Source organism: Actinacidiphila sp. bgisy160 (genome assembly GCF_965342435.1).
GTDB lineage: Bacteria > Actinomycetota > Actinomycetes > Streptomycetales > Streptomycetaceae > Actinacidiphila.
Genome location: NZ_CBDRCM010000003.1, coordinates 70,689 through 90,180 on the forward strand (window position 1 = coordinate 70,689; position 19,492 = coordinate 90,180).

Annotated in this window: 22 protein-coding genes and 1 tRNA gene; 17 read left to right on the forward strand and 6 right to left on the reverse strand. The window is 70.4% G+C overall.

The genetic code is table 11. The features are described from left to right. The first annotated feature begins 314 nt into the window (after positions 1 to 314). From ACRWNP_RS04740 to ACRWNP_RS04750, 3 genes are all read left to right on the forward strand, one after another. A complete protein-coding gene (locus tag ACRWNP_RS04740; RefSeq protein WP_431959653.1) occupies positions 315 to 1,565 on the forward strand; it encodes an RDD family protein in 1,251 nt (416 codons plus the stop codon). A gap of 56 nt (positions 1,566 to 1,621) precedes the next feature. Beyond that, on the forward strand, positions 1,622 to 2,317 hold the full coding sequence (locus tag ACRWNP_RS04745) for an RDD family protein (protein WP_431959654.1): 696 nt from the start codon (positions 1,622 to 1,624) through the stop codon (positions 2,315 to 2,317). A gap of 80 nt (positions 2,318 to 2,397) precedes the next feature. Beyond that, positions 2,398 to 3,033 (forward strand): RDD family protein, encoded by a 636-nt coding sequence (locus ACRWNP_RS04750; protein WP_431959655.1) that lies wholly within the window; start codon positions 2,398 to 2,400, stop codon positions 3,031 to 3,033. Between the two features lie 78 nt (positions 3,034 to 3,111). Here the strand turns inward: ACRWNP_RS04750 and ACRWNP_RS04755 are convergent, their stop codons facing one another. Then, positions 3,112 to 3,393 (reverse strand): hypothetical protein, encoded by a 282-nt coding sequence (locus tag ACRWNP_RS04755; RefSeq protein WP_431959656.1) that lies wholly within the window; start codon positions 3,391 to 3,393, stop codon positions 3,112 to 3,114. A 355-nt stretch (positions 3,394 to 3,748) separates the two neighbouring features. On the opposite strand from ACRWNP_RS04755, the gene ACRWNP_RS04760 reads away from it, so the two are divergent. Beyond that, positions 3,749 to 6,070, forward strand: a complete 2,322-nt coding sequence (locus ACRWNP_RS04760; RefSeq protein ID WP_431959657.1) for an immune inhibitor A domain-containing protein — start codon at positions 3,749 to 3,751, stop codon at positions 6,068 to 6,070. Positions 6,071 to 6,153: 83 nt separating this feature from the next. Continuing rightward, positions 6,154 to 6,471 (forward strand): hypothetical protein, encoded by a 318-nt coding sequence (locus tag ACRWNP_RS04765; protein ID WP_431959658.1) that lies wholly within the window; start codon positions 6,154 to 6,156, stop codon positions 6,469 to 6,471. A 20-nt stretch (positions 6,472 to 6,491) separates the two neighbouring features. Here the strand turns inward: ACRWNP_RS04765 and ACRWNP_RS04770 are convergent, their stop codons facing one another. Beyond that, positions 6,492 to 7,088: an isochorismatase family protein gene (locus tag ACRWNP_RS04770; RefSeq protein ID WP_431959659.1), complete on the reverse strand. Its 597-nt coding sequence runs from the start codon at positions 7,086 to 7,088 to the stop codon at positions 6,492 to 6,494. Between the two features lie 77 nt (positions 7,089 to 7,165). After that, the gene (locus ACRWNP_RS04775; RefSeq protein WP_431959661.1) at positions 7,166 to 8,500 is read right to left on the reverse strand and encodes a nicotinate phosphoribosyltransferase; all 1,335 of its coding nucleotides are present in this window, start codon (positions 8,498 to 8,500) and stop codon (positions 7,166 to 7,168) included. A gap of 84 nt (positions 8,501 to 8,584) precedes the next feature. Here ACRWNP_RS04775 and clpS point away from each other — a divergent pair, with 84 nt between their 5' ends. From clpS to ACRWNP_RS04815, 8 genes are all read left to right on the forward strand, one after another. Beyond that, positions 8,585 to 8,896 carry an ATP-dependent Clp protease adapter ClpS gene (gene clpS, locus ACRWNP_RS04780; RefSeq protein WP_431959662.1) on the forward strand — a complete coding sequence of 104 codons (312 nt, stop codon included), beginning with the start codon at positions 8,585 to 8,587 and terminating at the stop codon, positions 8,894 to 8,896. A gap of 54 nt (positions 8,897 to 8,950) precedes the next feature. Then, complete coding sequence (locus ACRWNP_RS04785) at positions 8,951 to 9,517, forward strand: DUF2017 domain-containing protein (protein ID WP_431959663.1); 567 nt, start codon at positions 8,951 to 8,953, stop codon at positions 9,515 to 9,517. Positions 9,518 to 9,820: 303 nt separating this feature from the next. Further along, on the forward strand, positions 9,821 to 11,257 hold the full coding sequence (locus ACRWNP_RS04790) for an amino acid permease (protein ID WP_431959664.1): 1,437 nt from the start codon (positions 9,821 to 9,823) through the stop codon (positions 11,255 to 11,257). A gap of 108 nt (positions 11,258 to 11,365) precedes the next feature. Beyond that, the gene (locus ACRWNP_RS04795; RefSeq protein WP_431959666.1) at positions 11,366 to 11,791 is read left to right on the forward strand and encodes a Mov34/MPN/PAD-1 family protein; all 426 of its coding nucleotides are present in this window, start codon (positions 11,366 to 11,368) and stop codon (positions 11,789 to 11,791) included. A gap of 66 nt (positions 11,792 to 11,857) precedes the next feature. Further along, positions 11,858 to 11,962: a putative leader peptide gene (locus ACRWNP_RS04800; RefSeq protein ID WP_431959667.1), complete on the forward strand. Its 105-nt coding sequence runs from the start codon at positions 11,858 to 11,860 to the stop codon at positions 11,960 to 11,962. A 62-nt stretch (positions 11,963 to 12,024) separates the two neighbouring features. Then, positions 12,025 to 12,330 carry a MoaD/ThiS family protein gene (locus ACRWNP_RS04805; protein ID WP_431959826.1) on the forward strand — a complete coding sequence of 102 codons (306 nt, stop codon included), beginning with the start codon at positions 12,025 to 12,027 and terminating at the stop codon, positions 12,328 to 12,330. Next, a complete protein-coding gene (locus ACRWNP_RS04810; protein ID WP_431959668.1) occupies positions 12,330 to 13,280 on the forward strand; it encodes a PLP-dependent cysteine synthase family protein in 951 nt (316 codons plus the stop codon). The genes ACRWNP_RS04805 and ACRWNP_RS04810 overlap by 1 nt, the downstream gene beginning before the upstream one ends. Before the next feature lie 229 nt (positions 13,281 to 13,509). Continuing rightward, the gene (locus ACRWNP_RS04815) at positions 13,510 to 14,262 is read left to right on the forward strand and encodes an MBL fold metallo-hydrolase (RefSeq protein WP_431959669.1); all 753 of its coding nucleotides are present in this window, start codon (positions 13,510 to 13,512) and stop codon (positions 14,260 to 14,262) included. An 82-nt stretch (positions 14,263 to 14,344) separates the two neighbouring features. Here the strand turns inward: ACRWNP_RS04815 and ACRWNP_RS04820 are convergent, their stop codons facing one another. Together ACRWNP_RS04820 and ACRWNP_RS04825 are read right to left on the reverse strand one after the other, a co-directional pair. Beyond that, complete coding sequence (locus ACRWNP_RS04820; RefSeq protein ID WP_431959670.1) at positions 14,345 to 15,595, reverse strand: PTS transporter subunit EIIC; 1,251 nt, start codon at positions 15,593 to 15,595, stop codon at positions 14,345 to 14,347. 123 nt (positions 15,596 to 15,718) lie between these two features. Continuing rightward, the gene (locus tag ACRWNP_RS04825) at positions 15,719 to 17,047 is read right to left on the reverse strand and encodes a PTS transporter subunit EIIC (RefSeq protein ID WP_431959671.1); all 1,329 of its coding nucleotides are present in this window, start codon (positions 17,045 to 17,047) and stop codon (positions 15,719 to 15,721) included. A 139-nt stretch (positions 17,048 to 17,186) separates the two neighbouring features. On the opposite strand from ACRWNP_RS04825, the gene ACRWNP_RS04830 reads away from it, so the two are divergent. The 4 genes from ACRWNP_RS04830 to rdgB all read left to right on the forward strand — a co-directional run bounded on the left by ACRWNP_RS04830 (position 17,187) and on the right by rdgB (position 19,340). Then, positions 17,187 to 17,420, forward strand: coding sequence for a glucose PTS transporter subunit EIIB (locus ACRWNP_RS04830; RefSeq protein WP_018564026.1), 234 nt, complete (start codon positions 17,187 to 17,189; stop codon positions 17,418 to 17,420). A gap of 97 nt (positions 17,421 to 17,517) precedes the next feature. Then, positions 17,518 to 18,264, forward strand: coding sequence for a ribonuclease PH (gene rph / locus ACRWNP_RS04835; protein WP_431959672.1), 747 nt, complete (start codon positions 17,518 to 17,520; stop codon positions 18,262 to 18,264). A 56-nt stretch (positions 18,265 to 18,320) separates the two neighbouring features. Then, entirely contained in the window at positions 18,321 to 18,716 is a 396-nt protein-coding gene (locus tag ACRWNP_RS04840) for a hypothetical protein (protein WP_431959673.1), read from the forward strand. A 15-nt stretch (positions 18,717 to 18,731) separates the two neighbouring features. Further along, positions 18,732 to 19,340: an RdgB/HAM1 family non-canonical purine NTP pyrophosphatase gene (rdgB, locus tag ACRWNP_RS04845; protein ID WP_431959675.1), complete on the forward strand. Its 609-nt coding sequence runs from the start codon at positions 18,732 to 18,734 to the stop codon at positions 19,338 to 19,340. A 50-nt stretch (positions 19,341 to 19,390) separates the two neighbouring features. Here rdgB and ACRWNP_RS04850 read toward each other — a convergent pair. Beyond that, positions 19,391 to 19,474, reverse strand: a tRNA-Leu gene (locus ACRWNP_RS04850). Positions 19,475 to 19,492 lie beyond the last annotated feature (18 nt).

The following is a 19,492-nucleotide window of genomic DNA, read 5'->3' on the forward strand; positions in this document are numbered from 1 at the left end:
GCACACGCGAGATGGATGCGGTACACACGGAACGTCGCCGTCCGCCCCCGCCTGAGGTCGTCCGGCCGTGCGACGGCCCTCCCGTTCCCGCCCCGCCGCGCCCACGGTTCCGCGGCGCGCACGTCCCCGTCCGTCCGATGCGGTGTCAGTTCGGAAGCGTATCGGTTCGGTCGCCGGGATTTGCCCCGGAATGCCGATCCTCGCCCATGGATCGTTTCTTTCGTCCGCCCGCCGCGTTCTTCGTTAGTGTCCTCCTTGCACGCCGGGGACGGCGGGCTGGTCGAGCGTGTCGGTCGTGAGGGGAGTTGTCACGGATGACCTCCGGTAGCAGCGACGGGAGTCTGCCCGGTCCCGGGTATTACCCGGACCCGTCCATCCCGGGCTACATCCGGTACTGGAACGGGTCCTCGTGGGTGCCCGGCACGAGCCGCCCCGCGCCGCGGCCGGGGGAGGACCTCGCGCCGCCCTCCGGCGCGGCCGTGGCCGCGGCCGGGCCCGCGCTGGCGCCGCCGCCCGCGCCCCCCGTGCCGCAGGCCCCGGAGGCGGTGGCGACGCCGCGGACCCCCGCGCTGGAGGAGTCCGGGCCGATGTTCCTGGACGAGGACCCGCGGGCGCCGCGGGCCGAACGCGGACCCGAGACCGTCACCGGGCCGCAGGCGCAGCCGCAGCAGCCGCGGCAGGGGTCCCCGGGGCCCGCTCCGGAGCGGGCGTGGGCCGCCGACCCGGCCCGGCAGGACCCCTCGCCCCGCGTCTCGTGGGGCACCCCCGAGCGCGCGGAGCAGCCCGCCGCGCCCGCCCGGGCCCAGGCCCCCGCTCCGGCCTCCACGCCGACGACCGCCCCCGCCGCCGCTCCTTCGCCGGCCCCGGCACCCGCGCGTGCGGCCGCCACGTCCGCGGCAGGGGCCACGGCGTCCGCGCCGACCGAGAGCGCCGTGCCCGTGCAGCAGCCCGCTCCCGTCCCATGGGCACAGCAGGTGCACGACCTGGCCCGCCAGGTCCCGTCCCAGGGCGGGGAGGGCGCCGCCCCCACGCCGTGGCGGCCGGTGGCCGACGACCCGTTCGCCTCGGCGCAGGAGCAGGCGCGCCCCGCGTCGCCGGGGAAGCGGCTGGTGGCCCGGTTGATCGACACCGTGGTGGTGGGCGCGGTCGTCGCGGCCGCCGCGGTGCCGCTGGGAACGTCCGCGTACGAGCACCTGCGCGACAAGGTGGACGCCGCCCGGCTGACCGGCGAGGAGATGACGGTCTGGCTGATCGACGGCACGACGGGCGTGCAGCTGGGCATCGTCGCCGCCGTCGCGCTCGTCACCGGGCTGCTGTACGAGGTGCTGCCCACCGCCAAGTGGGGCCGCACCCTGGGCAAGAAGCTGCTCGGCCTGCGCGTGCTGGACATCGAGAGCCAGTACGAGCCCGGCTTCGGGCAGGCGCTGCGCCGCTGGCTCACCCACACGGTGCTGGACGCGCTCGTGATCGGCTTCCTCGGCCTGGCGTGGTGCCTCTTCGACCGGCCGTGGCGGCAGTGCTGGCACGACAAGGCGGCGCGCACCTTCGTGGCCCGGGAGCGCTGACACCCGAACGGCCCCCGCCGGAGGCGCGGCCGAATCGTCCGGGTTTCACTCGGGGCATGAGCACCGACGAGCCCGAGGACCCGTTCGCCAAGCCGCCCCGGGAGCCGTCCGGGCCCGCGCAGCCGCCGCCCGGGCAGTCACCGCCGCCCGGGCCGCAGCCCCCGGGTCAGCAGCCCCCGGGTCAGCAGCCGTACCCGCCGCCCCCGTACCGGCAACCACCCGGCGGCTCGCCCTACGACCAGCCGCCCCCGGGCTACGGCCGCGGCGACCCGTACGCGAGCGGTCCGTACGGCGTGGGCGAGCCCGATCCCCTGGCCGGGATGCCGCCGCTGGCCAACCGCGGGCGCAGGCTGGTCGCCCGTATCGTCGACGCGCTGATCATCGGCATCCCGGTCTACGGCCTCACCGGGCTGATCTGGAACTACGACTACAACGCCACCGGGGCGGTGTTCTCCCAGGGCGTGATCTACGCCGTGGTCTACCTGGCCTACCAGGTGTTCATGCTCACCCGGTCCGGGCAGAGCCTCGGCAAGAAGCTGCTCAGGGTGCGCGTGGGCATGCTCGCTGACGGCGCCAACCCGACGACCCCGGCGGCACTGAAGCGGGAGTCGGTCTACTCGCTGGTGCCGATCATCCCGTGCTGCGGGGAGATCTTCTGGATCATCGAAGTGCTCTGGTGTACCTGGGACAAGCCGTACCGTCAGTGTCTGCACGACAAAGCGGGGCAAACAGTGGTGGTTGCGGTGGACTGAGGCACACTGTGGGGTGATCGTCGCAGGGCCGTGACCATTCTCGTCTATGCGCTGTCATGCCCGGCTGATTTACTCACTCCATGAGTTCGAATCAACCGCCCGGCTACGGTTACCCGCAGGGCGGCTCGGGGGGCCAGGACCCGTACGGGCAGAACCCGTACGGACAGCAGCCGCACCCCCAGGGCCAGAACCCTTACGACCAGCAGCCGTTCCCGCAGCAGCAGCAGCCCTACGCCTATCCGCAGCAGGCGCCCGGCTACGGTCAGATGCCGACGGACCCGGCCCTGGCGGGCATGCCCCCGCTGGCCGGCAGCGGCCAGCGCTTCGTCGCGCGCCTCATCGACGGCGGCATCTTCCTCGTCGTGCTCATCGTGCTGATGGCGGCGACGAGCACCTCCTTCACGGACACCGGGGCGTTCCTCGGCATCGAGCTGCTCGTCTTCGCGGGCGCGTTCGTGTACGAGGGCCTGATGCTCCAGTCCACGGGTCAGACCATCGGCAAGAAGGTCATGAAGATCCGCGTCGCCAAGCTGGCCGACGGCAGCCCGCCCGGCGGTGCCGCCTGGGGTCGCGCCGCGGTGTACTCCTTCGTCGGCGTCGTGCCCTGCGTGGGCTTCATCCTGTCGCTGCTGAACGTCCTGTGGCACCTGTGGGACAAGCCGTACCGCCAGTGCTGGCACGACAAGGCGGCCAAGACCGTGGTCGTCCAGGCCTGACACGCACCCTGAACGTGAACGACGGCCCCGGAGCGGACGCTCCGGGGCCGTCGTCGTGTTCAGCGGGAGGCGCGGCGGTCAGCGCCGCAGCGAGTGCTCGCCCAGCCGGGCCTCGGCGGTGCCGCGGACGCGGGGCCGCGGGACCGGCTGCCGGGCGACGGGCAGTTCGCGCTTCGTGCGACGCGTGCCGGCCGGGATCGCCGCCGTCACGGCGACCAGGACGCCGAGCGCGAGTCCCGCTGCGGCGATGACCGCCACAGCGACCCCCGATCTCGCCTCCGAGAGCAGCAGCATCGCGAGGGTGGAGAGCATCACGGTCGCGGAACCGTAGGTCAGCTGGGCGGGGGTGGGACGTGGCATGGCTGATCCGTCCTCATATGCGTCGATTGTGGCGGAGCTTCGGCCAGGGCCGTCTTCCGGGTGGTTCAGACGTGGCACGCCAACCACCGACTCTACGGTCCGAGATGCCCGCACGGAACGCCCGGTAAGCGTGACCTAACCCACGGTGCGGAAGCACGGGGGGCGCACGGGGTCGCATCGCGATCTCCCCGGAGGCCAACGAATCGACGGTCACGGGAACTTGGGCGCGTCGATGTGTCCGCTATGCGCAACGGACCGGTCGCTCACCGTACTTGTCGGTCATGGCCAAGTCAAGACCTGTCTTTTCATGCGTCACTCCGGTGCAATGGCTTCACCCTAGGGAGGTCAATACATCGTGATAAGCCAACGACGGACCATCAGATCCGCCGCTCTGGCCGTGGCGATCGCCGCAATAGGCGCCACCGCCTTCCCCGTCGCGGCAGCCCAGGCCGACTCGCAGGCCAGTCGTGTCGTGCGGCACGACCCGGCGAAGGCGGAGCGTGTCGAGCACGATCTGAAGGGCCCGCTGAGCGAGCGTCAGTCCGCACAGCGCCAGCAGGCGATCGAGCAGGTCATCTCCGGCAAGTCCAAGGTCGAGAACCGCGGCGCCTCGGACGTGGTGAAGCTCGGCCGGAACAAGTACGTCGAGCTCGCGCGCGAGAAGACCGACAAGATCTTCGTGATCCTCGCCGAGTTCGGGGACAAGACCGACCCCGCGTACGGCGGCACGGCCGGTCCCGCGCACAACCAGATAGCCAAGCCCGACCGCGGCAAGGACAACAGCACGGAGTGGCAGGCGGACTACAACCGCCAGCACTTCCAGGACCTGTACTTCTCGAAGGCCAAGGGCACGGAGTCCATGGCCAAGTACTACGAGAGGCAGTCCTCCGGCCGCTACTCGGTCGCCGGCGAGGTCGCCGACTGGGTCAAGGTCGACTGGAACGAGGCCCGGTACGGCAGCAACAAGTGCGACACCTGCACCTGGAACCTCGTCGCGGACGCGGTGAACAAGTGGGTCGACGCGCGCAAGGCCGCCGGTGACAGCGCCGCCACGATCAAGGCGAAGCTGGCCGAGTACGACCAGTGGGACCGCTACGACTACGACGGCGACGGCAACTTCAACGAGCCCGACGGCTACATCGACCACTTCCAGATCGTGCACGCCGGTGAGGACGAGTCCGCCGGCGGCGGCGCGCAGGGCGAGGACGCGATCTGGGCCCACCGCTGGTACGCGTTCGGCACCGACGCCGGGGCCACCGGCCCGGAGGGCAATCTGCTCGGCGGCACCCAGATCGGCGACACCGGCGTCTGGGTCGGCGACTACACCGTCCAGCCGGAGAACGGCGGCCTCGGCGTCTTCGCCCACGAGTTCGGCCACGACCTCGGTCTGCCGGACCACTACGACACCACCAACACCGCCGAGAACTCCACCGGCTTCTGGACGCTGATGTCGTCCGGTTCGTGGCTCGGCACCGGCAAGGACGCCATCGGCGACCTGCCCGGCGACATGACGGCCTGGGACAAGCTGCAGCTGGGCTGGCTGAACTACGCCACCGCCAAGGCCGGCAAGACCTCGGTCAGCACCCTGGGTGTCGCGGAGTACAACACCGCGAAGAAGCAGGGCCTGGTCGTCACGCTCCCGAAGAAGACCGTGACCACCGAGCTGGCGACCCCCGCCGAGGGCGTGAAGCAGTGGTGGAGCAACAAGGGCAACAACCTGAGCAACACGCTCACCCGTGACGTCGACCTCACCGGGAAGACCTCGGCGAGCCTGTCCCTCAAGGCCTGGTACGACATCGAGCGCAGCTACGACTACCTCTACACGGAGGCGTCCACCGACGGCGGCGCGACCTGGACGCCGCTCGACGGCACCATCGGCGGTGCCCCGCTCCCGCGCGACGCCAGCGACAAGCCGGCCCTGACCGGCAGCGCGACCACCTACCAGGACATGGTCGTCCCGCTGGACGCCTACGCGGGCAAGTCGTTCAAGCTGCGCTTCCGCTACCAGACCGACGGCGGACTGGCGATGAAGGGCTTCCTCGCCGACGCGATCACCGTGACCGCGGACGGGACGACCCTGCTCAGCGACGGCGCCGAGGCCGGTGACAACGGCTGGACCGCGAACGGGTTCTCGATCAAGGGCTCCACGTTCTCCGAGGACTACGCGCAGTACTACATCGCGGAGAACCGGCAGTACGTCTCGTACGACAAGACCCTGAAGGTCGGCCCCTACAACTTCGGCTTCGTCGCGCCCAAGGACAACTGGGTCGAGCACTACGCGTACCAGAACGGCCTGCTGATCTGGCTGTGGGACACCTCGCAGGACGACAACAACGTCAGTGAGCACGCAGGTTCCGGCCGGGTCCTGCCGATCGACGCCCACCCCAAGGCGCTGAAGTGGAAGGACGGCACGCTGATGCGCAACCGCGTGCAGTCCTACGACTCCACGTTCACCACGGGCCGGACCGACGCCGTCACCCTGCACAAGGCGGGTGTCGCCACCCGGATCCCGAGCCTGCCCGGCAACCCGGTCTTCGACGACAAGTACTCGTACTGGTCCTCGGAGAATCCCACGGGCAGCGTGAAGGTCAGCCCGACCAACACCCGCATCACGATCCTCCACGAGGCCCGGGACGGCAGCACGGTCACCATCAAGATTGGCCCGTCCAAGAAGTGATGAAGTGATCACGCACCGCGTGAAGTGACCTGATCGGCCCCCGTCCCCTGGTGGACGGGGGCCGATCTGCCGATCATGTGCTTATGGCCAGCGGCGGTTTCACCAGGCTTCCGAGCGGCGTCGTCGTCGTCGCGCTCCGACTGCCCTCGCCCGGCGGGTTCCCGGACGAATACATCAGGGTGCTCGTCGTCGCGGTCAACCGTCAGCGCGCGCTGACCCGGCTGCGGAACCTCGGCTTCCGTACCGTCCGCCTCGTCGGCAACATGGAGCCGCCCACGTCGGACGAGATCAACGCCGTCCTCCACCACCCCGACGGCCTCGTCTGGCGCCGCATCCCCTCGGCCCCGGCCGCCCCCTGGCAGTCCATCGCGGCCCTGCTGGGCCCGACCGTCCGCCGCTGAACCCGGGCACGGCCCGGCCGTCAGGCCTGTTCGCGAACGACCGGCTTCCCGGACAGTTCGGCTCCGGCCGCGCGCAGCTCCTCCAGCGCCCGCTCGGTCGTCGCCGGCATGACGCCCGCCGTCAGGTCGAGCAGCACCCGGGTACGGAAGCCCTCCCGCACGGCGTCCAGCGCGGTCGCCCGTACGCAGTGGTCGGTGGCGATGCCGACCACGTCGACCTCCGCCACGCCGCGCTCGCGCAGCCACTGGGCCAGTCCGGTGCCGTTCTCGTCGGCGCCCTCGAAACCGCTGTACGCGCCCGCGTACGCGCCCTTGTCGAAGACCGCCTCCACCGCGCCGGAGGCGACCGCCGGCGCGAAGTTGGGGTGGAAACCGGCGCCCTCGGTGCCCGCGACGCAGTGCGGGGGCCAGGTGTGGACGAAGTCGGGGTGCTCGGCGAAGTGGCCGCCGGGGGAGACGTGGTGGTCGCGGGTGGCCACGACGTGCCGGTAGCCGGCGGTGGCGTCCCCCACGAGGTCGGTGATGGCGGCGGCGACCTCGGCGCCGCCGGCGACCGGCAGGCTGCCGCCCTCGCAGAAGTCGTTCTGCACGTCCACGACGATCAGTGCGCGGTGCATGGCGGTCGGTCCCTTCCGGTCGCTTCGCTTGTCGACTGTAGTGAGCGGCGCCCCGCCGCGGCAGGGGCCCCGGCAGATCAGTGGGTGATGTACTCGGTGGGCAGCACCGGTTCGCCGCGCGACAGCTGCGTCGCGGACAGCGGCAGCCCGGCGCGTGCCTCGATGTGGCGGGTGCGGGCGGCGTCCAGCGGCTCCCGGTGCACGATCTCGCCGCCCAGCACCAGCGGCACCAGCAGCTGCCGGTCCGCCAGCGGCCCCGGGACCGGCCCGGCGCCGATCACCTCGGCCTCGGCGATCCCGTCGGCGTCCAGCCGCCGGGCCGCCCACTTGCGCCCGCCGACGCTGGTCTTGCCGCCCATGGACTTCTTGGCGACCGGCACCAGGGGCGCGCGGGGATCGTCGGAGGTGGCGCGGGCGACCAGCTTGTAGACCATCGAGCAGGTCGGCTGCCCGCTGCCGGTCACCAGGGACGTGCCGACCCCGTACGCGTCGACCGGCGCCGCGGCCAGCGAGGCGATCGCGTACTCGTCCAGGTCCGAGGTCACCACGATCCGGGTGTTCTTCGCCCCCAGGTCGTCCAGCTGCTGCCGCACCCGGTGGGCGAGCAGCAGCAGGTCCCCGGAGTCGATGCGCACCGCCCCGAGCTCGGGGCCGGCGATCTCCACGGCGGCCCGGACGGCCGAGGCCAAGTCGTAGGTGTCGACCAGCAGCGTGGTGCCGCGGCCGAGGGACTCGACCTGGGCGGTGAAGGCGTCCCGCTCGTCGTCGTGGAGCAGGGTGAAGGCGTGCGCGCTGGTGCCGATGGTCGGCAGGCCGTAGCGGAAGCCGGCGGCGAGGTTGCTGGAGGAGGCGAAGCCCCCGACGTAGGCGGCGCGCGAGGCCGCCACCGCAGCCAGCTCGTGGGTGCGTCGGGCACCCATCTCCATCAGCGGCCGTCCCGAGGCGGCCACGGCCATCCGGGAGGCGGCGGCCGCGATCGCCGAGTCGTGGTTGAGGATCGACAGCACCACCGTCTCCAGCAGCACCGCCTCGGCGAAGGTGCCCTCGACCCGCATGATCGGCGAGCCGGGGAAGTACACCTCGCCCTCGGGGTAGCCGAGGACGTCGCCGCGGAAGCGGTAGCCGGCCAGCCATTCCAGGGTGGGCGCGTCCACCATCCGCTCGCGTTCCAGGAAGGACAGGATGCCGTCGTCGAAGCGGAAGTTCTCCACGGCGTCCAGCACCCGGCCGGTGCCGCACACCACCCCGTACCGGCGCCCCTCGGGGAGCCGGCGGGTGAACACCTCGAACACGCAGCGGCGGTGGGCGGCGCCGCTGCGCAGCGCGGCCTGCAGCATCGTCAGCTCGTACCGGTCGGTGAACAGCGCGGTGGAGGGGACCGTGACGGGCAGCCCCAGGTCTGCAGTGCTCATGTCTGAGGATGCTACCCCCAAATCTCGTCAGAGTGACGATTTCTCGGAGGGCCGGTTTCCCTGTCGGCACGGTGTGGTGACAGCATGGGTCACGTGAGTGTCGCCCCCGCAGAGATCGAACGGACCGAGTCGCGCGAGGCCCCCTTCGAGGTGCCGTCCCCGGACGTTCCCTGGGTGACCGTCGTTCACAACGACCCGGTCAATCTGATGAGCTACGTCACCTACGTCTTCCAGGCGTACTTCGGCTACCCGAAGGACAAGGCCACCAAGCTCATGCTCGACGTGCACCACAAGGGCCGGGCCGTGGTGTCCAGCGGCACGCGCGAGGAGATGGAGCGCGACGTGCAGGCCATGCACGGCTACGGGCTGTGGGCCACTCTGACGCAGGACCGCTGAGGCCGCGAGACCACACCGAGACCACCGAGCCCCTGAGGGACGGCTGATACAGACATGCCCGGGTATTTCCAGACCGCGTCCGGAGGCGGCGCCGCCGTCGCGCTCGACGAGGTCGAGATCTCCATCCTGCGCAGCCTGGCCGTGCAGCTCCTGGAGCTGATCGGCCCCGGCGACGCCACCGTCGGCGGCGAACCGGCCGACCCGCTGGCCGGGCTGTTCGCCGAGGGGCCCACCCGGCCCCCGCAGGACCCGGCGCTCGCCCGGCTCTTCCCGGACGCCTACGAAGAGGAGGCGGACTCCTCGGAGTTCCGCCGCTACACCGAGATCGACCTGCGCGCCCGCAAGCGCGACGACGCGCTCGCCGTCGTCCGCAGCCTCGACGCGCTGACCCCCGGCGGCGACGGGGGAGCGGTGCTGACCCTCGACCCCGAGCAGGCGCGCCAGTGGCTCGGCACCCTCAACGACCTGCGGCTGACCATGGGGACCCGGCTGGAGGTCAGCGAGGACGAGGACAGCGAGCTGTACCGGCTGCCGGACTCCGACCCGCGCAAGCCGCTCGTCATGGCCTACCTCTGGCTCGGGGCGCTCCAGGAGAGCCTCGTGGAGACCCTCATGCCGTGATCCGGAGGGCGTCCATTCGCTCAGACGACGCTCAATTCCGGATAACGATCACGTCACCCGAGCGGACCGCATTCCCATTCGGCGCACCTTTTGTCCGCTTCTCCCTGTGCTGTGTGCCACATTTGCGCTGCGTGCCCGACGCACACCCCGTGATACGAATCCTCGACCACCGGCCGTGACGCCACCCCTGTCGCGGTCGGTCGCGTGGCCGGCCGACCCCGGCGTGCACCTCCACCATCCGGGGGGATCGGAACCCGATCCGGGCCGTTGCGGCCGGACGGGCATGGAGAAAGGCACAGCACCATGACCTCGACGCAGGTCGAACAGTACGAATCCGGCGGCGGCGCCACGGGGACCGCGCCGGAGGAGGGCTACAAGCGCGGACTCACCGCCCGCCAGGTCCAGATGATCGCCATCGGCGGAGCCATCGGCACCGGCCTGTTCTACGGGTCCAGCAAGGGCATCGCCGCCATCGGGCCCAGCCTGATCGCCTGCTACGCGGCCGCCGGCATCGTGATCTTCTTCATCATGCGGGCCCTCGGCGAACTCCTCACCTACCGCCCCACCTCCGGCAGCTTCGCCGACTACGCCCGCGAGTTCTTCGGGCCGTTCGCCGGCTTCGCCACCGGCTGGTCGTACTGGGCCCTGTGGGTCACCGCCTGCATGTCCGAGGTCACCGTCGCGGGCGCCTACATCAACTTCTGGTGGCCGTCGGTCCCGGTCTGGTCCACCGCCGCCGTCGCCCTGGTGGTGCTCTTCGGCGCCAACCTCGTCTCGGTCAAGATCTTCGGCGAGCTGGAGTTCTGGTTCTCCACGATCAAGGTCACCGCGATCGTCGCGATGATCGTCATCGGCGTCGGCATCCTGACCTTCGGCTTCTCCTCCGCAGGCGACACCGCCTCCGTCGCCCACCTGTGGTCCGACGGCGGCTTCGCCCCCAACGGCGCCTGGCAGGCCATGCTCGCCATGCAGGGCGTGATCTTCGCCTACCTCGGTGTCGAGCTGGTCGGCATCACCGCGGGCGAGGCGGAGAACCCCAAGCAGACCCTGCGCAAGGCGATCAACACCCTCCCGGTCCGCATCGGCATCTTCTACGTCGGCACGCTCATCGTCCTGCTGTCGGTCTTCTCCTGGACCAAGTACGACCCGGGAGTGAGCCCCTTCGTCGAGGTCTTCGTCCGGGTCGGCATCCCCGGCGCCGCCGGGATCATGAACTTCGTGGTCCTCACCGCCGCCCTGTCCTCCTGCAACTCCGGCATCTACTCCACCGGCCGCATGCTGCGCGGCCTGGCCGTCAACGGCGAGGCTCCCAAGGCCGTCGCCAGGCTCAGCGACCGGCAACTCCCGCTGCCCGCGCTCGTCATGTCCAGCCTCGTCATGGGCATCGGCGTGATCGTCAACGTCGTCTCCCCGGACAAGGCGTTCGTCTACATCACCTCCGTCGCGACCTGCGCCGGCCTGTGGACCTGGATCATGATCCTCGCTGCGCACCTGCGCTACCGCGCCAAGGTCCGCGCCGGCCTGCTGCCCCCCTCCGACTTCCGGATGCCGGGCGCCCCGGTCACCAACTGGATCGCCATCGTGGCGCTGCTGTCCGTCGTCGTCCTCATGGCGACCGACGCGGACACCCGGCTCGGCCTGTACGTCTGGCTCGTCTGGTCGGCCCTGCTCTGCGCCGGCTATCCGGCACTCAAGCGCCGCACCCCGGCCGACGCGACGCCGGCGCTCGCCCAGGAGTAACCCCGGGACCCCGTCACCCCGTCTCGACAGGTGGCTGCCGTACACCCCGTACGGCGGCCACCATCCTCGCAACGGGTGCCGCGCCGACTCCCCTTTATCCTGACGACCATGCTGACCATCACCCGTGCCCTGCACGACGCGCTCGTCGCCCACGCGCGCGCCGACCACCCGGACGAGGCCTGCGGCGTGATCGCGGGACCGGCCGGCACCGACCGGCCCGAGCGGCACATCCCGATGCTCAACGCGGCCCGCTCGCCCACGTTCTACGAGTTCGACTCCACCGACCTGCTGAAGCTCTACCGCGAACTCGACGACCGCGACGAGGAACCGGTGGTCGTCTACCACTCGCACACCGCCACCGAGGCCTACCCCTCGCGCACCGACATCTCCTACGCCAACGAGCCCGGCGCCCACTACGTGCTGGTCTCCACCGCCGACACCGACGACGCCGGCCCCTTCCAGTTCCGCTCGTTCCGCATCGTGGACGGCGAGGTCACCGAGGAGCCCGTCGAGATCGTCGACTCCTACATCTGAGACGCGACGGTCCGCATCCTGGGACACCCGTCTCTGGGGCCCCGGGGGAATCGATACGATGACCCCATGGTTTCCCACGACGTGAGCGACAAGGCGCCGGGCACGCTGCTCGTGGCGCGGCTGCACGTCGACCTGTGCCGCCTCGCCAGCGCGGCATGTCCGTGCGCCTGAGCACCGTCAGCCCGCGCATCCCCGCCTTCCCGCCGTACTCACGCACCCACTGGAGCCGACGCATGGCCATCGAGGTCCGCATCCCGACCATCCTCCGCACCTACACCGGCGGCGCCAAGGCCGTCGAAGGCAGCGGCAGCACCCTCGGCGAACTCTTCGCCGACCTCGACACCCGCCACACAGGCATCCGCGAGCGCATCGTCGACGGCGGTGAGCTGCGGCGCTTCGTGAACGTCTACCTCAACGACGAGGACGTCCGCTTCCTCGACGGCATCACCACCAAGCTCACCGACGGCGACAGCGTGACGATCCTCCCGGCCGTCGCCGGCGGCAGCGGCCTGCCGGCCGGCCGCGTCGGCGTGCGCTGATGCGGTACGACAGCCCGCTGGCAGCCGTCGGCAACACCCCGCTGGTACGGCTGCCGCGCCTGTCCCCCTCCACCGAGGTCTCCGTCTGGGCCAAGCTGGAGGACCGCAACCCCACGGGCTCGGTCAAGGACCGCCCGGCCCTGCACATGATCGAGCAGGCCGAGCGCGCCGGACGGCTCACCCCCGGCTGCACGATCCTCGAACCCACCTCCGGCAACACCGGCATCTCGCTCGCCATGGCGGCCCGGCTCAAGGGCTACCGCATGGTCTGCGTCATGCCCGAGAACACCTCGTCCGAGCGGCGCGAGCTGCTCACGATGTGGGGCGCCGAGATCATCCCCTCCCCGGCCGCCGGCGGCTCCAACACCGCCGTCCGCGCCGCCAAGGAACTGGCCGAGCAGCACCCCGACTGGGTGATGCTCTACCAGTACGGCAACCCGGACAACGCCGGCGCCCACTACGCCGGCACCGGACCCGAGATCCTCGCCGACCTCCCCTCCGTCACCCACTTCGTCGCCGGTCTCGGTACCACCGGCACCCTCATGGGCGTCGGCCGCTACCTGCGCGAGAAGGTCCCCGGCGTACAGATCGTCGCCGCCGAGCCCCGCTACGACGACCTCGTCTACGGACTGCGCAACCTCGACGAGGGCTTCATCCCCGAGCTGTACGACGAGTCCGTCCTCACCACCCGCTTCTCCGTCGGCTCCGTGGACGCGGTCCGCCGCACCCGCGAACTGCTCCAGCAGGAGGGCATCTTCGCCGGCGTCTCCACCGGAGCCGCCCTGCACGCCGCCCTCGGCGTGGCCCGCAAGGCCGAACGCGCCGGAGAACGCGCCGACATCGTGTTCGTCGTCGCCGACGGCGGCTGGAAGTACCTGTCGACCGGCATCTACACCGCCGAGTCCACCGAGGCGGCCGTCGCCGCCCTGCACGGCCAGCTCTGGGCCTGATCCGCACCCCACGGCGCCCTCGTCCCGTCGGACTTCCGGCGGCGAGGGCGCCGTACTGGTGATTCCGCCCACAACGGGGCTCCGCGAAGGAGCACGCGCACGCCGTGCGCCTTACGCTCAAGAACACATGGCGAGTCGCTCCCGCCCCCTCCCCCCTCCCCCTGCGGAGCGGGGGCGCCGTGGCGCGCCATCGCAAGACCCCCGGAACAATCCACGGAGGTTTCTGCACATGAAGCTCACCGTCGTCGGCTGCTCGGGGTCGTTTCCGTCCGCGGAATCGGCCTGCTCGAGCTACCTCATCGAGGCCGACGGCTTCAGGCTGCTCCTCGACATGGGCAACGGCGCCCTCGGCGAGATGCAGCGCCACTGTGGTCTGTACGACCTCGACGCCATCCTGCTCAGCCATCTGCACGCCGACCACTGCATCGACATGTGCGGGTACTTCGTCGCGCGCTACTACCGGCACGAGGGCGGCCCCGCCCACGCCATCCCCGTCTACGGGCCCGAGGGCACCGAGCGGCGGCTGGCCAGCGCGTACGGGGACGTGCCCGACGAGAAGTGCATGAGCGAGGTCTTCGACTTCCGCACCCTCGAACCCGGCACCTTCCGTCTCGGCCCCTTCACCGTCACCGCGGACGTCGTCAGCCACCCCGTCGAGGCATTCGGCTTCCGTGTCGAGCACGCCGGTCGCGCCATCACCTATTCGGGGGACACCGGCCCCTGCGACGCGCTGCTGAACCTCACCGAGGGCACCGACCTCTTCCTGTGCGAGGCCTCCTTCACGTACGGCAAGGAGGACATCCCCGAGCTGCACCTCAATGGCCGCGAGGCCGGCCAGTACGCGGACCGCGCGGGGGCCGGGCGGCTGGTGCTCACCCACATCCCGCCGTGGACCGACCCGCAGACCGCCCTCGAGCACGCCCGCGAGGTCTACGACGGCCCGGTCGAGGTGGCGAAGGCCGGCGCGGTCTACGAGGTCTGACCGTCCTCACGCCCTCCCCGAGCAGCACGAGGCCCCCGGAACCAGGCGGTTCCGGGGGCTTCGTCGTGTGTCGCGCCGGGCGTTACGCCTTGGCGGCGTCCTCGAGCTCGTCGTCTGGCTCGCGGCCAGGAGTGGGGAGGTTGAACTTGGTGATCGCGAAGCGGAAGACCACGTAGTAGATCACCGCGAACACCAGGCCGATGGGGATGATCAGCCAGGGTTTCGTTGCGAACGTCCAGTTCATGCCGTAGTCGATGGCACCAGCCGAGAACGTGAAGCCGTGATGCACACCGAATCCCCAGGTGATCGCCATGGACAGCGCCGTGAGTACGGCGTGGACGGCGAACAGCAACGGGGCGATGAACATGAACGAGAACTCGATCGGCTCGGTGATGCCGGTCAGGAACGAGGTAAGCGCCAGCGACATCATCATGCCGAGCACGGCTTTCCGGCGCTCGGGCCGGGCGGAGTGTGCGATGGCGAGGGCGGCGGCCGGCAGGCCGAACATCATGATCGGGAAGAAGCCGGACATGAACTGCCCGGCAGTCGGGTCGTGGTCAAAGAAGCGGGTGAGGTCACCGTGGACGACCTCGCCGGCGCTGTTGGTGAAGTCGCCGAGCTGGAACCAGGCCACCGAGTTGACGAACTGGTGCATGCCGATCGGGATCAGCCCTCGGTTGATCAGGCCGAAGAGGCCGGCGCCCACGCTGCCGAGACCGGTCATCCACTCGCCGAAGTCACTGATGACCTCACCGATGGGTTCCCAGACCAGACCGAAGAAGATGCCCACGAGCGTGCCGACGAAGGCCATGATGATGGGCACGAGACGGCGGCCGTTGAAGAAGCCCAGCCAGTCCTTGAGCCGCGTGCGGTGGAACCGCTGCCAGAGGACGGCCGAGAGCAGCCCCATCAAGATGCCGCCGAGGACGCCCGGATTGTTGTAGGTCGCGGGGATGTCCGCGCCTGCCTGGATCTTGGCCTCGGTGACCGGGAAGGCCTTCAGGACGTTGCTGTAGACCAGGAAGCCGACGAGGGCCGCCAGTGCGGTGGAGCCGTCCGCCTTCTTGGCGAAACCGATCGCCACGCCGATGCAGAAGAGCAACGGCAAATTGTCGAAGACCGCGCCGCCGGCCGTTCCGAAGATCTCGACCAGCTTGGTCGGGAAGTGCCACTTCTCGTGCACGTCGGGCTGGCCGAGACGCAGCAGAATGCCCGCCGCCGGCAGGACGGCGATCGGCAGCTGCAGGCTGCGGCCGACCTTCTGCAGGCCCTGGAAAAGGCCGGAGCCCCGCTTCTTCGCTGCGGGGGCCGCCGATGCGGTGGCGGTTGTCATGGGGGGGGTTCCTCCTGGTCTAAACCACCGAGTGGTGTAGACCAGTATTAACATGTAAGCGGCGCGTCAAGGAAAGGCTCCTCCGATGTGGTCTAGACCACACTCCCGAGCGTGGTGCTCTCGCTACGCCCTGACGTTGCCCCGCTCCATCTCCTCCGCGATCTCCTCCGGCTCACGCCCCGGTGTCGCCAGGTCGAACCTGGTGATCACGAAGCGGAAGAGCGTGTAGTACACCGCCGCGAAGACCAGCCCGATCGGGACGATCAACCACGGCTTCGTCGCGAGGTTCCAGTTGATGACGTAGTCGATCAGCCCCGCCGAGAACGTGAAGCCGTCGTGCACCCCCAGGCCCCATGTCACCGCCATGGACACCCCGGTCAGCACCGCGTGGATCGCGTACAGCGCCGGCGCGATGAACAGGAACGAGTACTCGATCGGCTCGGTGATGCCCGTCACGAACGAGGTCAGCGCCACCGACAGCATCAGGCCCCCCACCTCCTTGCGGCGGGCCGGACGGGCGCAGTGCGTGATCGCCAGCGCGGCGGCCGGCAGCGCGAACATCATGATCGGGAAGAACCCGGAGGTGAACTGCCCGGCCGTCGGGTCGCCCTGCAGGAAGCGCGTGATGTCCCCGTGCACCACCGTCCCGTCCGGCTTGGTGAAACTGCCGAACTGGAACCACACGAAGACGTTGAGGAACTGGTGCAGCCCCACCGTCAGCAACGCCCGGTTCGCCACACCGAAGATCCCCGCCCCGTACGAGCCCAGGTCCGTGAGCCACTGACTGAACGCGGTGAGTCCGGAGCCGACCGGCGGCCAGACGAACACGCACAGCACCGCGAAGACGATCCCGACGAACGCCATGATGATCGGTACGAGCCGGCGCCCGTTGAAGAAGCCCAGCCAGTCCACCAGCCTCGTCCGGTGGTAGCGCTGCCAGAAGAACGCGGTCAGCAGCCCGATCACGATGCCGCCGAACACCCCCGGGTTCTGGTACGCCGCCGGAGCCGCCGCTGACGGCGTCCCCGGCGGGATGCACGCCCCGCTGATGGTGCTCGTCGCCAGGAACGCCGTCCCCCGCGGACAGTCCTGCGGGAACTGGTGCAGCACCCCGTAGTAGACGAGGAAACCCGCCACCGCCGCCAGCGCCGTCGAGCCGTCCGCCTTCTTCGCCATGCCGATGGCCACGCCCACCGCGAACAGCAGCGGCAGCCCCAGCGAACCGTCCAGCAGCGCGCCGCCCGCGCCGTTGAACACCTTGGCCACTCCGTCCCAGCCCAGCCCCTCCGGGCCGAAGACGTCGTCCTGCCCCAGCCGGTTCAAGATGCCCGCCGCCGGCAGCACAGCGATCGGCAACTGCAGACTGCGCCCCATCTTCTGCAGCCCCTGGAACAGCACGGAGCCCCACTTCCGGCTCGGACGCGGGGCGGCTGCGGCGGCGTCCGGACCCATGGGACTACCTCCCGGCAGGTAATGTGGTGTAGACCAGTTGCGGCACGGCTGCGTCACCCATGCATCCCCGCAAATACGGTCCACCACTGCATTACGGTGTGAAATCGGACCGAACGGCCGAGACCAACCAGGAGTACAGATGGCCAGCAAGGCAGAGAAGATCGTCGCCGGGCTCGGCGGGCTCGACAACATCGAGGAAGTCGAGGGCTGCATCACCCGTCTCCGCACGGAGGTCAAGGACGCCTCGCTCGTCGACGAGGCCGCGCTCAAGGCCGCCGGAGCCCACGGCGTCGTCAAGATGGGCACCGCCATCCAGGTCGTCATCGGCACCGACGCCGACCCCATCGCCGCCGACATCGAGGACATGATGTGACCCGGCACTGACCGCCGGGCCACCCCACCTCACCCGCAAGGGGCCCGTTCCCGGACCGGCACGGGCCCCGGGCCGCGCTACGACTAGGCTCGACGCCATGTCTCGTATCGACGGCCGCACCCCCGAAGAGCTCCGCCCCGTCACCATCCACCGCGGCTGGAGCAAGCACGCCGAAGGATCCGTCCTCGTCTCCTTCGGCGACACCAAGGTCCTCTGCACCGCCTCCGTCACCGAGGGCGTCCCCCGCTGGCGCAAGGGCAGCGGCGAAGGCTGGGTCACCGCCGAATACGCCATGCTGCCCCGCGCCACCAACACCCGCGGCGACCGCGAGTCCGTCCGCGGCAAGATCGGCGGCCGCACCCACGAGATCAGCCGCCTCATCGGCCGCTCCCTGCGCGCCGTCATCGACTACAAGGCACTCGGCGAGAACACCGTCGTCCTCGACTGCGACGTCCTCCAGGCCGACGGCGGCACCCGCACCGCCGCCATCACCGGCGCCTACGTCGCCCTCGCCGACGCCGTCACCTGGATGCACGGCCGCAAGCTCGTCCGCCCCAAGGCCCAGCCCCTCAGCGGCACCGTCAGCGCCGTCAGCGTCGGCATCATCGACGGCGTCCCCATGCTCGACCTCTGCTACGAGGAGGACGTCCGCGCCGAGACCGACATGAACGTCGTCTGCACCGGCGACGGCCGCTTCGTCGAGGTCCAGGGCACCGCCGAGGGCCAGCCCTTCGACCGCAAGGAACTCAACAGCCTCCTCGACCTCGCCGTCGCCGGCTGCACCGAACTCGACGCGCTCCAGCGCGCCGCCCTCACCGAACTCGAACAGATCACCAAGGGCTGACAAAGAGAAGGTCTGGAAAACGCAACCCGAGGACGGCGCGGTGCGTATGTAAAGGTATGCACCCACGCACCCGCCGCCTCGCAGCGCTCGCCACCGCGGCCGCCCTCGGCACCACCGCCCTCGTCGGCTGCAGCGCCGTGGACGCCGTCGACAAAGCCCTCGACTGCGCCAACGTCGCAACCCAGGTCGCCACCGACGTCCAGAACCTGCAGAACGCCGTCAGCAACGCCGGCAACAGCCCACAGGACGCCGCCAACGCCCTCGACCAGATCGCCGACGACCTCGCCGAACTCGGCGACAAGACCGGCAACGCCGACGTCGACACCGCCGTGGGCGACCTCCAAAAAGCCGTCGAGAACGCACAGAAGGCCGCCGAGAACGGCGAAGTCCCCGACATCACCCCCGTCGCCGACGCCGCATCCGAACTCTCCAAGGTCTGCACCCCCGGCTGACGGGATAATCGGACCATGCCGCACACCCGCCTGGTCCTCGCCACCCGCAACGCCCACAAGGTCGCCGAACTCCACGCCATCCTGGCCGACGCCGGACTCGGCGTGGAGCTCGTCGGCGCCGACGCCTACCCCGAGATCCCCGACGTCCGCGAGACCGGCGTCACCTTCGCGGAGAACGCCCTCCTCAAGGCCCACGCCCTCGCCCAGGCCACCGGCCACCCCGCCGTCGCCGACGACTCCGGCCTCTGCGTCGACGTCCTCGGCGGCGCCCCCGGCATCTTCTCCGCCCGCTGGGCCGGCAAGCACGGCGACGACCGCGCCAACCTCGAGCTCCTCCTCGCCCAGCTCTCCGACATCGACGCCCCCCACCGCGCCGCCCACTTCGCGTGCGCCGCCGCCCTCGCCCTCCCCGACGGCACCGAACGCGTCGTCGAGGGCCGCCTCCTCGGCACGCTGCGCTTCGAGCCCCACGGCGCGGGCGGGTTCGGCTACGACCCGATCCTCCAGCCGCTCGGCGAGTCCCGGACCTGCGCCGAGCTCACCGCGGAGGAGAAGAACGCCATCAGCCACCGCGGTCAGGCCTTCCGGGCGCTGGTGCCGGTGGTGGGGGAACTGCTGGGGTGAGAGCGTTGCGGCCTGCGCACCCAATTCGTGGATTCGCAGGCCGCAAGGGGTGCGGCGGAAGGGATTCGAACCCTCAAGCCCGATCAAGGGCCACAGATCCTAAGTCTGCTGCGTCACCTCTGCGCCACCGCCGCTAGCCGCCACCCATGGTA

What these genes read in the sequence shown, in the direction of transcription:
- ACRWNP_RS04740 (WP_431959653.1), top strand. Translation starts at nt 315, where the DNA reads ATGACCTCCGGTAGCAGCGACGGGAGTCTGCCCGGTCCCGGGTATTAC.
- ACRWNP_RS04745 (WP_431959654.1), top strand. Translation starts at nt 1,622, where the DNA reads ATGAGCACCGACGAGCCCGAGGACCCGTTCGCCAAGCCGCCCCGGGAG.
- ACRWNP_RS04750 (WP_431959655.1), top strand. Translation starts at nt 2,398, where the DNA reads ATGAGTTCGAATCAACCGCCCGGCTACGGTTACCCGCAGGGCGGCTCG.
- ACRWNP_RS04755 (WP_431959656.1), bottom strand. Translation starts at nt 3,393, where the DNA reads ATGCCACGTCCCACCCCCGCCCAGCTGACCTACGGTTCCGCGACCGTG.
- ACRWNP_RS04765 (WP_431959658.1), top strand. Translation starts at nt 6,154, where the DNA reads ATGGCCAGCGGCGGTTTCACCAGGCTTCCGAGCGGCGTCGTCGTCGTC.
- ACRWNP_RS04770 (WP_431959659.1), bottom strand. Translation starts at nt 7,088, where the DNA reads ATGCACCGCGCACTGATCGTCGTGGACGTGCAGAACGACTTCTGCGAG.
- ACRWNP_RS04775 (WP_431959661.1), bottom strand. Translation starts at nt 8,500, where the DNA reads ATGAGCACTGCAGACCTGGGGCTGCCCGTCACGGTCCCCTCCACCGCG.
- clpS (WP_431959662.1), top strand. Translation starts at nt 8,585, where the DNA reads ATGGGTCACGTGAGTGTCGCCCCCGCAGAGATCGAACGGACCGAGTCG.
- ACRWNP_RS04785 (WP_431959663.1), top strand. Translation starts at nt 8,951, where the DNA reads ATGCCCGGGTATTTCCAGACCGCGTCCGGAGGCGGCGCCGCCGTCGCG.
- ACRWNP_RS04790 (WP_431959664.1), top strand. Translation starts at nt 9,821, where the DNA reads ATGACCTCGACGCAGGTCGAACAGTACGAATCCGGCGGCGGCGCCACG.
- ACRWNP_RS04795 (WP_431959666.1), top strand. Translation starts at nt 11,366, where the DNA reads ATGCTGACCATCACCCGTGCCCTGCACGACGCGCTCGTCGCCCACGCG.
- ACRWNP_RS04800 (WP_431959667.1), top strand. Translation starts at nt 11,858, where the DNA reads ATGGTTTCCCACGACGTGAGCGACAAGGCGCCGGGCACGCTGCTCGTG.
- ACRWNP_RS04805 (WP_431959826.1), top strand. Translation starts at nt 12,025, where the DNA reads ATGGCCATCGAGGTCCGCATCCCGACCATCCTCCGCACCTACACCGGC.
- ACRWNP_RS04810 (WP_431959668.1), top strand. Translation starts at nt 12,330, where the DNA reads ATGCGGTACGACAGCCCGCTGGCAGCCGTCGGCAACACCCCGCTGGTA.
- ACRWNP_RS04815 (WP_431959669.1), top strand. Translation starts at nt 13,510, where the DNA reads ATGAAGCTCACCGTCGTCGGCTGCTCGGGGTCGTTTCCGTCCGCGGAA.
- ACRWNP_RS04820 (WP_431959670.1), bottom strand. Translation starts at nt 15,595, where the DNA reads ATGACAACCGCCACCGCATCGGCGGCCCCCGCAGCGAAGAAGCGGGGC.
- ACRWNP_RS04825 (WP_431959671.1), bottom strand. Translation starts at nt 17,047, where the DNA reads ATGGGTCCGGACGCCGCCGCAGCCGCCCCGCGTCCGAGCCGGAAGTGG.
- ACRWNP_RS04830 (WP_018564026.1), top strand. Translation starts at nt 17,187, where the DNA reads ATGGCCAGCAAGGCAGAGAAGATCGTCGCCGGGCTCGGCGGGCTCGAC.
- rph (WP_431959672.1), top strand. Translation starts at nt 17,518, where the DNA reads ATGTCTCGTATCGACGGCCGCACCCCCGAAGAGCTCCGCCCCGTCACC.
- ACRWNP_RS04840 (WP_431959673.1), top strand. Translation starts at nt 18,321, where the DNA reads ATGCACCCACGCACCCGCCGCCTCGCAGCGCTCGCCACCGCGGCCGCC.
- rdgB (WP_431959675.1), top strand. Translation starts at nt 18,732, where the DNA reads ATGCCGCACACCCGCCTGGTCCTCGCCACCCGCAACGCCCACAAGGTC.